The organism is Paenibacillus sp. FSL K6-1330, from assembly GCF_037976825.1.
Lineage (GTDB): Bacteria > Bacillota > Bacilli > Paenibacillales > Paenibacillaceae > Paenibacillus_AQ.
In genome coordinates, this window is the sequence record NZ_CP150269.1 from 1119752 (window position 1) to 1133824 (window position 14073).

Consider the following 14073-nt stretch of genomic DNA (forward strand, 5'->3'; position numbering starts at 1 on the left):
CCATGAAATCCAAAAATCCACTTCAATTAAGTTAGTTTCAATCAAGTTAGGAACGGCCGCGTCTCATCGAACCCATGATCAGGCTGACGATAAAGACAAGCACGACGGCACCGATCAGAGCAGGCAGGATGTAGAATCCTCCCATTTCTGGTCCCCAAGACCCGAGTAGAAGTCCACCCAGCCAAGCACCGACAAAACCGGCAATGATGTTACCGATGATACCGCCGGGGATGTCTCTGCCCATAATCAAGCCTGCAATCCAACCAATGATACCACCAACGATTAATGACCAAAGAAAACTCATTGTTTATCACCTCGTATAAGTTATAGTTGTTTGTGCCTTACTATTAACCAAAGACGTGATTTTTAAACCGGATGATAACAAAATCACTTTTTTCCAGCAGACGAAATACCGTGTCATGCTTTGATAAACGCCGGGTATTTGATTATGCTTGAAATAGGGTTAGTCTGAACATAATAAAGGAGCTGGCATGGGACTTATGGTTGAACAATGGACAGAAGAATATACGATTCAATCGGTTGATGCAGATTTTAAAGGGGATTGCCGTTGGTCTTCGCTGCTCAGTATTTTGCAAAGAGCGGCTGACCGGCATATTGAGGCGCTCGGGATCAGTCGCGAGGAGATGATCGAGCGGGGCATGGGCTGGATGCTGATTACGCTGGAGCTTGATATGCGGCGCATGCCAAGGGATATGGAAACCGTATATGTGGACACCTGGAGCCGCGGGGCCAAAGGGGCGCTGTGGCATCGGGATTATCGGATAAAGAACGGCGATGGAGAATTGCTGGGCGAGGGCCGCTCGGTATGGGCGCTGGTGGATATTCATAAACGGAAAATTTTGCGTCCGTCCATGTTTCCATACGAGGTGCCGATCGGTCAGGAAACGGTTGGGGAACTGCCAAGCAAAGCCGTTTTACCGGAAGGGGTACAGCTGGATGAGGCGTATACGTACACGGTTCGGTACAGCGGAATCGATACGAATGGTCATTTGAATAATGCCCGTTATGCAGACCTGTGCTTTGACGTGTTAGATGAGCAGGAGCTTCGGGAAGGGCAAGTGACCGGCTTCAAGATTACATATCATCACGAGGCCAGACTGAAGGATACGATGCTGATCAAGCGTTCGGTCGAAGAGAACAATCGGGTGTATGTGCAGGGCGCATCGCCGGACGGAATCAACTTTTTTGAAGCGGCTATCGTTAGGGAGTCATAACCATCAGGCGAATTCTTTCGGAAGGGGAAAGAGCGGCCTGACGCTTCATGGAGGGTGAACGGATGTACAAAATCATGATTGTTGAGGATGACCCGAAGCTGGCGGGGATGCTGCAATCGCATATCGAACGGTACGGAAATGATGGGAAAATCATCGAGGATTTCGATCATGTGCTGGAGCAATTCCACGAGATAAAGCCGCATATCGTTCTGCTCGATGTGAATCTGCCAAGCTTTGATGGATATTATTGGTGTCGTCAGATCAGGTCGGTATCCACCTGTCCGATTATTTTCATATCCGCTCGGAACGGGACGCCCGATCAGTTAAGGGCACTGGAGAACGGAGCGGATGATTATATCACCAAGCCGTTTGCTTACGATATCGTCATCGCCAAAATCCACAGCCAGCTGCGTCGCGTATATGGCGATTATGCAGCAGCATCCGCCGAGCGTACGGTTGAGAAGGACGGGCTGGTCCTGTATCCCGAACGGATGGAGCTGATTCTCGAGGATCGGACATCCTTACTCACGAAAAAAGAAACAATCCTCCTGGAGACGCTGCTGAGCCGGAGCCCCCGGTTGGTCACACGCGAGACGATTCTGGAGAAGCTGTGGGATGATACTTTCGTTGACGATAATACGCTGAGCGTGAATATTAACCGGGTACGAAAACGGCTTGCGGAGTTAGGGATTGAGAATGCGCTGGAAACGATCCGTGGCTCCGGGTATCGGCTGCACACGGTTTGGAAGAGGTAAGGGAAAGCTATGAAAAAGCTGTTTTGGCGTGAGCAACTGCCCCTGATTCTATTTACGGTCGCCGAGTTGTTCGTCGTGCTGCTCGTATTCTGGTATGACGGTTATGATCATCCGGTGACAGCGGCTTATGCCGTTTTCCTCGGTCTAACCATTCTGGGCGGATACTTGGCATTCCGGTACTTCACGCACCGGGATTTCTACGAGCGGCTGTCACAGCCCATCAGGTCGCTGGAGGAATCGATCAAGCATAATGAATCGGCCCCGCTGCCTACGGCCCTTAGCGAGCTGATGGAAGAGCAATACCGTCAATACCGAACGGTCATGGAAGAATGGGAGCGCCGGCGGAAAGAGCATATGATCTTCATGAATCAATGGGTGCATCAGATGAAAACGCCGCTGTCCGTCATTGAGATGATCATGCAAGAGGATGATAACGACTCCTTCAAGAGTATATCCGAAGAGTCCGACCGGATTCGGCGCGGGCTGGAGATGGTGCTCTACATGTCCAGGCTCGAAACCTTTGAGCAGGATTTCAGTGTGGAGCCCGTGAAGCTGCATCAGGCGGCAGTCGATGCAGTTCACGAGAATAAGCGTTATTTTATTCACAGTCATGTGTATCCGGAAGTCCGGATCGATTCGATTCTCACCGTCCAGACGGATGCCAAGTGGCTTCGGTTCATCCTGCTGCAGCTGCTATCCAACGCCATCAAATATTCCGCCGGTACCGGACTTAAGGTGACGATCCAAGCCCACCGGAGCGAGGATCACCGCCATGTCGTGCTGGAGATCACGGACCGGGGGATGGGTATACCCAAATCCGATATGAAGCGGGTGTTTGACCCGTTTTATACCGGGGAAAACGGACGCAAACTGAAGGAATCCACCGGCATGGGCTTGTATCTCGTTAAGGAGGTCGTTCATAAAATGAACCACCAAATCGAGCTGGAATCCGAGCCGGGGAGAGGAACGACCGTGAGGTTGATATTCTCGGGGTGAGACTCGGGACAAGTAGTCCTGTTAGCGTCTGACTGGCGAGGCTTATGACGTTAAGTAAGGTTGTTGGCTGTTTAAAATTAAAATAACAGTATGGATTTAGGCGCCGAGTAGGGTCAATCAGACAATATTTAAGTCATTCTTAGATTATGGAGCGGTACAGTAATCCACATAAATACTTTATGATAGCACCTTATCTCGGATAAACGATGGTTATTGAAATCATCATGAAACCCTGAGATAAGGTTCTTTCTTTTGTTTTAAATAATGAGTAGGTATCGGCACGCACCAGCGAAAGAGGACGAAACGATTCCGAAGAAGCGAAGCGGTCGGCTTTGCACCCGAATTTTCACCACAGTGAATTCGTTCAGAAAATTTGGGGGCAACAGCGATCGTAGGAACGTTACGTAATCGGAGCGGTCTTGAGAAGCGCATAAGTGACGTTTTTGGTGCTCTTTTACTTTTAGTAAACATGAATCTTACACCGATGTAAGATTGGTGAAAGAGTGATCGATAGGAGAAGCTCCGGGGATGCTATACACTAACCTTACAAGATATGAGATAAAGAAGGTGAGGTTTACAAGATGGAAATACTAAACGTGCGCAATCTGGGCAAAGTCTACAAGGCCGCGGTGTCCCACGAGGCGCTTTCCAATATCAATTTGAGCATCAACGAAGGGGAATTCGTTGGCATTATGGGACCATCCGGCAGCGGAAAAACAACGCTGCTCAACATGATCTCCACCATCGACCGTCCCACATCCGGGGAGATCCACATTGGCGGGGAAGATCCGTTCCGTTTATCCCAGGATAAACTCGCGATGTTTCGCCGCCGTGAGCTCGGGTTTGTCTTTCAGTCATTCAACCTGCTGAATACGCTGACGGTGAAGGAGAACATCCTGCTGCCATTGGCACTGGATGGCGTGGATTTGGATGAGATGAACCGCAGGGTGGGCATATTGGCCGAGAAGCTAGGCATTACATCGATACTGAATAAGCGGACTTATGAAATATCGGGGGGACAGGCGCAGCGGACGGCCGTAGCACGGGCGATGATCCATGTACCGAAGCTGGTCCTGGCCGATGAACCGACGGGGAACCTGGACTCCAAATCGGCGCGCGACGTCATGGAGATGATGGACCGGAGAAACAGAGAAGACAAAGTGACGATGCTGCTGGTCACCCATGATCCGGTTGCCGCAAGCTACTGCAATCGGGTGGTGTTTATCAAGGACGGTCAATTGTACAACGAAATCACGTACGGTGAGAGCCAGTCGGCCTTTTATCAAAAAATCATCAATGTGTTATCGCTGCTGGGAGGTTCGGGACATGAATTTTCGCCAGTTCGCCATTAACAATGTCCTGCGCAGCAAGCGGACATATATCGCCCATTTTCTGAGCAGTGCCTTCTCGGTCATGATTTTCTTTACCTACGGGTTGCTCTCGTTTCACCCGCAGCTGAAGGACGGTCTGGTCTCCTCCAGCGATACCATGTCCTTGTTGGGTACGATGGGCATGACAGTATCCCAGTACATTGTGTTTGTCTTTTCGTTCTTTTTCCTTCTGTATTCGGTGGGAGCCTTTATCAAAGTCCGAAAGAAGGAATTCGGTATTCTCCTGATTCTCGGGATGTCTCGCAAGCAGCTGAACCGGATGCTGTTTATCGAAAATATACTGATTGGCGTTGCGGCAATCGTAGCCGGGATCGGGACAGGTGTGCTGTTCTCGAAGCTGATTCTGTTAATCAGCGCGAAACTGCTGGCCGTGGAGAACGGACTTCCGTTTTATGTTCCGCTCAAAGCGCTGATCATCACGGCAGCGGCTTATGCCGTCCTGTTCCTGCTGATTGCCCTGTGCTCGTCGTTCATGCTGCGGAAGGGCACACTACTTGCGCTCGTGAAAGCGGAGGAAAGTCCCAAACCGCAGCCGAAAGCCTCGCCTTGGCTGGCCCTAATGGCTGTCCTGCTGATTGGTGCCGGATACGGCATGGTTATGGCTTTTGCGATTCTCCAAATCTTTAATTTTATTCTGCTGTTTGGAGGGGTTGTACTCGTTATCATGGGTACGTATTTTCTCTTCACCCAATTCAGCGTTTATTTTATGCGGTATTTGCAGAAGAAGGAGCGATTTTTCTTCCGTCGAACCAATCTGCTGACGGTATCGGAGCTGCTGTACAGAATCAAGGATAATGCGGTAATGTTCTTCCTCGTTTCAGTCATTTCAGCATCTGCCTTTACCGGGATCGGTACCACGCTCGCGATTGGGGATCCGGGCCTGTCGGCCATGGAGAACCCTTATGCTTATACGTATTCCTTGTATAACGAGGATGCGGACAAAGGCAATCGACATCTTGATATCATCAGGGAGGAGCTCAAAAAGGGCGGATTCAATTACAAGGAGGCGGAGGTGACCCCGATTTTCTCGGATAACGGGGTGATGCTAATTAAGCTTAGCGAATATAACAGTCTCATTCAGTCGCAGGGTTACCCGGCAGAAACATTGGGTGACCTTGAAGGGATCTTGACTCCGGGAACGGTCTCGGAGAAGAACAGCTACCGAATCGACGGTCCCTTGAATGATCAGTTCGAGATATTAAACGGCAAGAAATCGGAAACCGTAAAGGTGCTCAAAGCCGAAACGTTCATTGCTGTACCTGCAGCCTACGGCGAGACACTAGTCGTATCCGACCGCTTGTACGAGGATGCGTTCCAGGCACAACAGGATCAGGATTACGGTTATGCGGCATACCATACATTTTACGTAAAGGATTGGAAGAATACAGGGGATGTGTCTAGAGCGATTTCTGATCGTCTCAACGAGAATGAAGACTACAGCTATTATCTAAAATCATTGTACTTGGAGTGGAAAAGCGCCCAGCAGCAGAACGGCATTCTGCTTATGGTTAGCGGCCTGGTCGGCATTGTCTTCTTCACCTTCGCGGCAAGCTTTGTTTATTTCCGACTGTATGCGGATCTTGCTCGGGACGAACAGCAGTATCGCATGATTGCTAAGGTTGGCCTCAGTAAAAAAGAGCTTGGCACCATCATTACCAAGCAGCTTGTCATTATGTTTTTCCTGCCGATGCTGATCGCACTCATTCATAGCGGCGTTGCCTTCATAGCCCTGCAGCAGCTGGTAGACTTCTCGATTGTAGGACACAGTTTGAAGATCTTTATCTTCTTCCTGAGCATCCAGGTCGTTTATTTCTTTATCACTCGCTGGCGTTATCTGGATCGTCTTAACAAAATCATTCAGTAAAAAATCGCCATTTCTTCGTTGAAAAGTGCCAAAACGGGTATGTTATTACAAGAAGCACTTACAACGAGAAGTGGGGGCGATTCCATAATGAATGATCACAGCATGTTAAAGACGGGTGCCGTAGAGACTGAAGAGATTACGCCGGATATTCTATCTTTGCGTACTGTAATGGTGAACGTCCAGATGATCGGTACGCCTGGAACGGGAGATTGGGTACTGATTGATACGGGACTCGGAAATTTTGAAGGCTCCATTGTAGAAGAAGCGGAGAAAAGATTCGGAAAGCCGCCGGTTTGCATCGTGCTTACGCACGGCCATTTTGACCATGTCGGGAATGTGAAGGCATTGGCGGACCGCTGGAGCGTACCTGTCTACGCTCATCCGAGCGAACTGGCGTTTCTTACGGGAAAAGAAGACTATCCACCAGGAGATCCAAGCGTAGGCGGCGGATTGATGGCCCGCGTTGCTCCGATGTATCCGAACAAAGCCATCGATCTGGGCTCCAGGATACAACCTCTGCCGGAGGACGGCAGCGTGCCGGGTCTTCCTGAATTCAAATGGCTGCCGACACCGGGCCATAGTCCCGGTCACATCTCTCTGTTCCGCGAACGGGACCGAGTCCTCGTAGCGGGAGACGCTGTGATTACGGTGAAGCAAGAGTCGGCGCTAGCCGTCATCGGGCAGGAGAAGGAGCTGCATGGTCCGCCGATGTATTTTACGCCGGATTGGGATCTCGCGCGGGAATCGGTTCGCCACCTGGCAAGCCTGAATCCCGAGGTTCTGATCACGGGACACGGGGTTTCGATGCGGGGTAAGGAGCTTACGGCTTCACTTGCACGGCTGGCCCGGGACTTTGATCGTTTGGCCGTTCCCGAGCAAGGCCGATATGTGGATAAGGATATGAATTGAATGAGAACGGATCTAATTATCCGTTTCATGATATGAACGATTTATAAGCTAAACGAGACACCGTGAGGGCGATGGCCTTGCGGTGTTTTTTAATATGAGGCAGATTGTAATATGAAGTGTCTATATTAACTTGACACACATTAAATGAGTCCATATATATGAACTATTTTAATTCAACCACGGATACATGTCTTCCACTCCATCTTTAATGAATTCTGAGATGTTTACTGAGTTTTGCTCAGTTAGTAATCTCCCATTCATAATATCTGCCTTTATTCTCTCTGAAATTGTTGCGGTAACATTCACATCAGGATTAAACGTTTGCCTGACGCTACCCCTTAAAGAAAAACATTCTTGACAGCTTTTATTTTTTAAAGTTATTATAGACCTATAATGTCCATTATATAATCGTACTCATTTCACTAAGAGATCGTTGTAAGGAGGAAAGAACATGATGAATCGCAATACTTCAGAAGACCATGATGATATCTTCGATGTGGCGGTGGTAGGGGCAGGAGCTGCAGGGCTAAGTGCAGCACTGTTTCTCACTCGAGCTCGTCGCCGAACAGTCATTTATGACGGAGGACCCGTTCGTAATTCAATGATCTCTAAGATTCATGAATACCTTGGGTATGAAGGAAGTACACCGGTCGAATTCCTGGAACGTGGGCGTTCCGAGGTGGTAAGCTACGGCGGAGAAATTCGCAGTGAGACCGTATTGAAGATCGAAGCAAGGCCCGATGGGCTCTTTGATGTCTGGGGCAGCAAGATGAAGATCACGGCTCGGGCCGTAGTACTGGCCACAGGGCTAGTCGATGTGCTCCCCATGGTGCCTGGCTTAAAAGAGGGGTTGGGCAAGTACGTTCATCTGTGCCCATGCTTCAGCGGATATGAAGTTCGGGACAAACCTTTCGTAGCCTTTGGACTTCCGGAGCGCCTTGCCCAGCTTGGAAAGTTCCTGACCGCGTGGTCTTCAGACGTAACGGTCGTAAGCCCACACGAGTTCGACTCCGAAACGCTGACAAGGCTTGATGGATTCGGAGTTAAAACCGTTCAAGACGAGGTGACCGGTCTGGTAACGGAAGGGGACCAACTCGTCTCCATCGCCACAGCGAGCGGCACGGAAGTGCCATGTGAAGCAGTTTTTGTGGCGGCCCCTTTCAAAGCTGCGTCTGAACTGGCTGCCTCTCTCTGTGAAGTAGACGAAGCCGGTTTCGCAGTTACCGATACGTACGGAAGAACGAGCCGACCAGGAGTATGGGCGATCGGGAATGCTACGGATCAGCTTGCCCATCTCGTTCATTCAGCCGCCTCCGGTGCGAATATTGGACCTTGGGTCGTTGACTATTTGCTTGAAACATCCCTGAATCCGAAGAAGAAAGAATAGGCACGGATGACCGAAATTTCTTTTTCGCGCGCCCATGCGCTGACGGTGAATCGGCTGATGGCTGCGTATTTTGGAGACATGGACCACGCATCAATGGTGCAATTAATCGAGTCTCTAACTATGTGAGTACAGTGCTGCGACACAAACAAATAAAAAGATAAAAGCATCGCTTAAGCCTCTGTAAAAGCTTGAACGATGCTTTTTCTATATTAGGGTATTGCGAAATCAAATCTATTCCCGATTTTTCCTTTTAAAACCGTTTTCTATTACCGGAACTCATCCTTGTGTCCGCCAAACTGGAAACCGAATTGACCACTATAACCGGCTAAATGGCCCCCGGCATCGAAGCCAAAACCATGTCCCCCACCAAGATGTGCACCGGTATAACCACCGACACCATATTTTCCACCAAGATATCCACCTGCATGAACTCCCATCCCATGACCACCACCGAGTTGGCCGCCAGCATGAACTCCTACTCCATAGTCACCGCCGAGATGGCCCCCAGCATGAGCTCCTATTCCATGGCCACTCCCGAGATGACCACCGACAAACATACCTGCTCCATAATCACCCCCAAGCTGTCCACCAGCATGAACACCAATGCCATGTTCGAAATGATTGTTATTAGAAGGATAAACGGCATAATATGGTGCAGGATACGGATAATAAGATGGTTGAGGGGATCGACAATATGAGCATAAATATGGGTTAATTATCATTAATAAGCCTCCAATCTGATCGATGATTGTAGCTTATTCAGAACTAATAAAACATGATACTTGACCATTCCAATATAGGAAAAATACAGAATACAGGGTCTGCAAGGGCTTCATATTGTCGAGAATCCCTGTCTGTTTTCACCTCAGCCCAGTAGAATATCGAACGTAGGCTGTGGCTTAGAGGATTTTTTTAAATGTCTACTTGACGGGGGGAACTTCATTCAGCGGTAGCCTCTTGTTTATGGTTGTTGAGCTTTTAATCCTGGGCTGGATCCTCATCCATGCTGACGCCTGAATCAAATACACTGTCCTGCGGAACTTTCGTGAGATCTAGCTTTAGCTTCACTTGGTCATTAATATTCCCATACCAGGCCTCAAAGGAGTCATCCAACTGCTCCTCTCGATCACGATCCTCGTTCACATCTGAATCAACTTCGATTTTATTACCTAATACCTCGTAGTCGTCTTTGGGGTGGATCATACTTTACTTCAACTCCTTCGTATACGAATTGAATTAAAATTTCCTATAAAACTAATTTTATACATGGTTTTCTTTTACAGCTTAGGTGAACAAGCTGATAAAACAAAAAGAGGGTGTCCATCGTCATTTTTATGCTAATGACATTTGGGACACCCTTGATTACTTTTGTGATTTAATATTCATGAATCGTTTCGTACATGCTGACCGCTGATTATTAGGTTTAAATATATATCTATATAGACACATCTCTAATTACAATTCGACAGCTATTCCATTAATCTAACGGGCTGCAAGGATAATTCAGTAAGGAGTGAGACGCATTAAGGAGTTTATTTCTTTACAGTATAAGAAGTTTGGAAATCCTCTTGAGGTGTTGGAATTAGAACAACGAGTAGACGATATACAACTTCAGCACGACGAAATAGTGGTTCGAATGATTCTTAGTCCAATCAATCCTTCTGACCTAATTCCGATTCGAGGTGCCTATAAACATCGAATTCAGCTGCCAGCAGTACCAGGATATGAAGGGGTTGGCGTTGTTGAAGCTGTTGGTTCATCCGTAACCACATCCCTTTTAGGTAAACGGGTACTGCCTCTACGTGGTGAGGGAACTTGGCAACAGTACGTGAAAACAAAAGCCAATTTTGCAATTCGAGTTCCCGTTGAAATCAATAACGAAACAGCAAGCCAAATGTACATTAACCCTATGACAGCGTGGCTTATTTGTACAGAAGAATTGCGGTTAAAGTCTGATGATGTGTTAATTGTAAATGCTTGCGGTTCTGCAATAGGACGTATTTTTGCACAGTTTCCAAAGGTGTTTGGATACAGATTGATTGCGGTGGTAAGAAATGATAGACATACCCAGGAACTGCATTCGCTTGGTGCTTGGGCGGTAATTGACACGTCTAAAGAATGGCTTGTCCATCGAGTTTTGGAATTGACCTGTGGGATGGGGGCAACGGCCGGTATTGATAGCATTGGCGGGCAAGATGGACACGACCTGATTGAGTGTATCCGTCCAGGTGGCACAGTCTTAAGTATTGGTCTTATGTCAGGAACCCAAATGAATTGGGCTCAGATACACCAAAAACATTCTAATATCAGAGTGAAGCCATATTGGCTTAAAAGATGGATTGAAGGTATCTCCGATGTTCGGTGGCATGAAACTTTTGGTGATGTATTCAAATTGGTGATAGATGGGGAATTGACTATTCAAGCACCAAGAACGCGTTTTAGTCTACGGGAATATGAGAAAGCAATTATAGAAACCCAACAAAGTGGTCACACAGGGAAGGTGATTTTGGAACCATTTTTATTCAACTAACGCGCTAATGGTCTTCGTTCGCATTAAGAGTTATAACCGGCCTCGTAAATGTACTTGGCTGGAAGTCCGATCACGAAGCCTTCATGGAAGAATTGTCGCACTTTGATTGATAATGCGTCATGACGAATATTCAATATGGAAATGATGAACGGATTTGTGCGAAAATGAAGGTGATGGTAATCCGGCTTTTTTAAAAAAAATGATGAGCTGACGTGAACCTGAACACGTTCTGATGCATCTAACATATGTAAGGCCAAGAAAGTGTTGCAGAGGAGGTCTCCCAATGTGAATAAGAAATCAAATATAGAGCACGATGTTCAGCTTGCCAAGCATGGGGATCGGGAAGCCTTTAGCAGGCTGATCCACGCTTGCGAGCGTAATTTGTATGGCTTAGCCCGTTTGTACCTGAAGCGGGAAGAGGATTGTGCGGATGCTGTACAGGAAGCGATTTATAAATCCTTCGCAGCTATGCCTACCTTAAAGGAGCCTGCTTATTTCAAAACATGGCTGTCCCGTATTCTCATTCATGAATGCCTGCAACTGCTGCGTTCCCAGCAGCGGCTGCGCACGGTTGAACTTGCCAATGGCGGTGCCGATTCACTGCCGTATGAAGCGATCGAACTCAACGAAGCCGTGACTCACCTGGATGATGATTTACGCAAGGTCATTCAGCTTCACTATTACCGGGATATGCCGGTTAGCCGTATCGCCAAGATCGTAGGAATACCGCAAGGAACGGTGAAATCCCGGTTGTACCGAGCCCGCGCCATTTTGGCGGAAAGATTGGATCCCTCCACGGAAAGGAGCGTGAGCCATGACCCGATAGTAGGTAAGGAGTCGAGTCGGGATGACTTTGCTCCTATCCTACAGCCTGGTAGTGTTGTACTTCTGCCAGCCAAATCGATCTGGACGGCTAGGCTTGCCGGGGATTACGATATCATTCACAGATCATGGGGTGTGGCGGTTTAATGGGAACGAATCCGAACGTCAGATTGATGGACAAAACCGACCTTGGAGCATGCTCCGAGCTGATGCTCAAGGTCTTTAGCGGCGAACCCTGGTACGACCAGTGGGACTCCGTACAGCATGTGCAGCAATACCTCACGGAATTTATGGACAATCCGGTATTTCTGGGGTTTGTTATTGAACAGGATGGTAAGATCCTCGGTGCCTCTTTTGGTCATACGAAGAGCTGGTATAGCGGTAAGGAATATCATATCCAGGAATATTATATCGATACCGGTAGTCAGGGCAGCGGATTAGGCTCGGCATTAATGAATGGAATGAAGGCATACTTAAGTTTAATTCACATTCATTGCATGGTGCTGCTAACGGAAAAGGATCTTCCGGCGGAAGATTTTTATCGGAAACATGGTTTTGAAGTGAAGAAGGATATTATTTTTATGGCCAACAGATTTTAGTCGGCGGAATTTATATTGAAAAAATAGGGAGCTGTCTTGATGTCGGTGTGTGTTCTTAACTAACCAAATTTTATAGGACTCTGACTTGTGCATTGCGAAAAAACCCACTTTATGTGAGTTTTATTTGTCATGCGCGATGGTTCTGAGTCCACCTGGTTAAGAACACAACAGCCATCCCTTATATATTGACTGTACAGCCGTGCTCTGGGCACGGCTTCCCGCTTGGGGGACAGAAGATGGACGATGGTTCATGGACTTCTGTCCCTTTTTTTTCATTACTGCAGCACGTATGGGGGTTACGTGTGTTCTTTTCCAGGGGTAATAACAAACTCATATTCAGGAAAAGAGCGTGATTTCACATGATCCATTATATAGAAGAAGTGAAAACCAAGGTTCGTCTGCAGGAAGGCGTCCAGGTGATCGAACAGCTGCTGGTAGCGAGTTATATGCGGCCCGGTATATCAACCAAAGAGCTGGCACGTCATACGTATCTGCCGGTTCCGGTTGCTTCGGCGATCAAGAAGGAGCTCATCAAGGCAGGGGCTCTCATTCAGGACCGGGGGGTGCGCTGCACCGATTCCGGGAAGTCCTATATTGAACACGAGCTGGGGTATGGAGGCATCGATATAGATCTGTATCAGAAGCTTCTGGCCGGCGAAGCCGATTGGCAGGAGGAGCTTTCTGATGTACTAGCGAGGCTCACGGAGATTCTGGAGCAGCGCCCGCAGGTCGATGTACAGATTGACCAATCCCAATGCACGGTAGAGACGAGTCTGCGGAGGGCGATTCTGTGTCTGAGGGAACACAGTCTGATCGGGAAGAACATTCTGTGTGTTGGCGATGACGACCTGGTGAGCATCTCGCTTGGTCTGCTGCTTAAACGGCTGTTCCCGCACGCGAAGGACCAAAGAGCCGCCATTACGGTTATGGATATCGATGAGCGATTCCTGCGATTTATCCAGGGCGCGGCTGCAAAAGAAGGCTTATCGGTTACATGCAGGCATATCGATCTCAGGCAGCCTTTGCCTGAGGGCTTGAACGGGCAATATGATTGCTTTTTCACGGATCCGCCGTACACGCTACAAGGGCTGACTCTGTTCTTATCCAGAGGCATTAGCGCGCTGAAACGCCAGAAGGGATGCCCCATCTTTCTCTCCTTCGCCCACAAATCTCCCGATTTTACATGGTCCATGCAGCGTGAATTCGTCCGTATGGGTTTATCGGCAAAGCAGGTCCTGCTTCATTTCAATCAATATATTGGTGCGCAGATGATCGGTAATAGCGGTCAGATGATCGTGTTAACAACGACGGAATTTACGGCGCCGCGTGTTACAGATTCTTTCGAGGATGAGCTCTACACAGGCGAGGTTAGGCGAACCGTTCGAACCTACAGATGCATCCAATGTCAGGGTGAGCTGCAGGTGGGCGTGCAGGGTGATTTTTCCACGATCGAGGATTTGAAGAAGCAGGGCTGTCCGGTATGCGTCAATCATACGTTCACATGGCTGGCTAAGAAAACGATCTGACTTATCTTTGTGGAAACAATCGAGGGGAGGTTATAATAGGGGAATAGAGGAAGGGGAGG

At 48.2% G+C, this 14073-nt stretch carries 14 protein-coding genes; 11 read left to right on the forward strand and 3 right to left on the reverse strand.

All coding sequences use genetic code 11. From position 1 onward, the window contains the following. Positions 1-46 precede the first annotated feature (46 nt). Entirely contained in the window at positions 47-304 is a 258-nt protein-coding gene (locus NYE54_RS04880; protein ID WP_076325633.1) for a GlsB/YeaQ/YmgE family stress response membrane protein, read from the reverse strand. A gap of 196 nt (positions 305-500) precedes the next feature. On the opposite strand from NYE54_RS04880, the gene NYE54_RS04885 reads away from it, so the two are divergent. From NYE54_RS04885 to NYE54_RS04915, 7 genes are all read left to right on the forward strand, one after another. After that, on the forward strand, positions 501-1235 hold the full coding sequence (locus NYE54_RS04885; RefSeq protein WP_339273394.1) for an acyl-ACP thioesterase domain-containing protein: 735 nt from the start codon (positions 501-503) through the stop codon (positions 1233-1235). A gap of 62 nt (positions 1236-1297) precedes the next feature. Then, the gene (locus tag NYE54_RS04890) at positions 1298-1990 is read left to right on the forward strand and encodes a response regulator transcription factor (RefSeq protein WP_076325631.1); all 693 of its coding nucleotides are present in this window, start codon (positions 1298-1300) and stop codon (positions 1988-1990) included. A 9-nt stretch (positions 1991-1999) separates the two neighbouring features. Continuing rightward, the gene (locus tag NYE54_RS04895) at positions 2000-2986 is read left to right on the forward strand and encodes a sensor histidine kinase (protein ID WP_339270446.1); all 987 of its coding nucleotides are present in this window, start codon (positions 2000-2002) and stop codon (positions 2984-2986) included. Positions 2987-3567: 581 nt separating this feature from the next. Further along, the gene (locus NYE54_RS04900) at positions 3568-4338 is read left to right on the forward strand and encodes an ABC transporter ATP-binding protein (protein ID WP_339270448.1); all 771 of its coding nucleotides are present in this window, start codon (positions 3568-3570) and stop codon (positions 4336-4338) included. Beyond that, positions 4313-6241: an ABC transporter permease gene (locus NYE54_RS04905; RefSeq protein ID WP_339270450.1), complete on the forward strand. Its 1929-nt coding sequence runs from the start codon at positions 4313-4315 to the stop codon at positions 6239-6241. Before NYE54_RS04900 ends, NYE54_RS04905 begins: the two co-directional genes overlap by 26 nt. 87 nt (positions 6242-6328) lie before the next feature. Further along, on the forward strand, positions 6329-7150 hold the full coding sequence (locus tag NYE54_RS04910) for an MBL fold metallo-hydrolase (protein WP_339270452.1): 822 nt from the start codon (positions 6329-6331) through the stop codon (positions 7148-7150). 451 nt (positions 7151-7601) lie between these two features. Continuing rightward, entirely contained in the window at positions 7602-8537 is a 936-nt protein-coding gene (locus NYE54_RS04915) for an NAD(P)/FAD-dependent oxidoreductase (protein WP_339270454.1), read from the forward strand. Positions 8538-8803: 266 nt separating this feature from the next. Here NYE54_RS04915 and NYE54_RS04920 read toward each other — a convergent pair whose 3' ends face one another. Together NYE54_RS04920 and NYE54_RS04925 are read right to left on the reverse strand one after the other, a co-directional pair. After that, on the reverse strand, positions 8804-9259 hold the full coding sequence (locus NYE54_RS04920; protein WP_339270455.1) for a hypothetical protein: 456 nt from the start codon (positions 9257-9259) through the stop codon (positions 8804-8806). A gap of 256 nt (positions 9260-9515) precedes the next feature. Continuing rightward, on the reverse strand, positions 9516-9740 hold the full coding sequence (locus NYE54_RS04925) for a hypothetical protein (protein ID WP_339270457.1): 225 nt from the start codon (positions 9738-9740) through the stop codon (positions 9516-9518). 310 nt (positions 9741-10050) lie between these two features. Between NYE54_RS04925 and NYE54_RS04930 the strand changes: the two genes are divergently transcribed. The 4 genes from NYE54_RS04930 to NYE54_RS04945 all read left to right on the forward strand — a co-directional run bounded on the left by NYE54_RS04930 (position 10051) and on the right by NYE54_RS04945 (position 14014). Continuing rightward, complete coding sequence (locus NYE54_RS04930; protein ID WP_339270459.1) at positions 10051-11067, forward strand: zinc-dependent alcohol dehydrogenase family protein; 1017 nt, start codon at positions 10051-10053, stop codon at positions 11065-11067. A 285-nt stretch (positions 11068-11352) separates the two neighbouring features. Then, entirely contained in the window at positions 11353-12036 is a 684-nt protein-coding gene (locus NYE54_RS04935; RefSeq protein WP_076325620.1) for a sigma-70 family RNA polymerase sigma factor, read from the forward strand. Further along, entirely contained in the window at positions 12036-12488 is a 453-nt protein-coding gene (locus NYE54_RS04940; protein WP_339270461.1) for a GNAT family N-acetyltransferase, read from the forward strand. Before NYE54_RS04935 ends, NYE54_RS04940 begins: the two co-directional genes overlap by 1 nt. Positions 12489-12847: 359 nt before the next feature. Beyond that, a complete protein-coding gene (locus NYE54_RS04945; RefSeq protein ID WP_339270463.1) occupies positions 12848-14014 on the forward strand; it encodes a bis-aminopropyl spermidine synthase family protein in 1167 nt (388 codons plus the stop codon). Positions 14015-14073 lie beyond the last annotated feature (59 nt).

Bases quoted from the DNA above. Each gene is read 5' to 3' on its own strand.
- NYE54_RS04940 (WP_339270461.1), top strand. From the start codon at position 12,036: ATGGGAACGAATCCGAACGTCAGATTGATGGACAAAACCGACCTTGGA.
- NYE54_RS04925 (WP_339270457.1), bottom strand. From the start codon at position 9,740: ATGATCCACCCCAAAGACGACTACGAGGTATTAGGTAATAAAATCGAA.
- NYE54_RS04890 (WP_076325631.1), top strand. From the start codon at position 1,298: ATGTACAAAATCATGATTGTTGAGGATGACCCGAAGCTGGCGGGGATG.
- NYE54_RS04910 (WP_339270452.1), top strand. From the start codon at position 6,329: ATGAATGATCACAGCATGTTAAAGACGGGTGCCGTAGAGACTGAAGAG.
- NYE54_RS04880 (WP_076325633.1), bottom strand. From the start codon at position 304: ATGAGTTTTCTTTGGTCATTAATCGTTGGTGGTATCATTGGTTGGATT.
- NYE54_RS04915 (WP_339270454.1), top strand. From the start codon at position 7,602: ATGATGAATCGCAATACTTCAGAAGACCATGATGATATCTTCGATGTG.
- NYE54_RS04900 (WP_339270448.1), top strand. From the start codon at position 3,568: ATGGAAATACTAAACGTGCGCAATCTGGGCAAAGTCTACAAGGCCGCG.
- NYE54_RS04920 (WP_339270455.1), bottom strand. From the start codon at position 9,259: ATGATAATTAACCCATATTTATGCTCATATTGTCGATCCCCTCAACCA.
- NYE54_RS04885 (WP_339273394.1), top strand. From the start codon at position 501: ATGGTTGAACAATGGACAGAAGAATATACGATTCAATCGGTTGATGCA.
- NYE54_RS04945 (WP_339270463.1), top strand. From the start codon at position 12,848: ATGATCCATTATATAGAAGAAGTGAAAACCAAGGTTCGTCTGCAGGAA.
- NYE54_RS04905 (WP_339270450.1), top strand. From the start codon at position 4,313: ATGAATTTTCGCCAGTTCGCCATTAACAATGTCCTGCGCAGCAAGCGG.
- NYE54_RS04895 (WP_339270446.1), top strand. From the start codon at position 2,000: ATGAAAAAGCTGTTTTGGCGTGAGCAACTGCCCCTGATTCTATTTACG.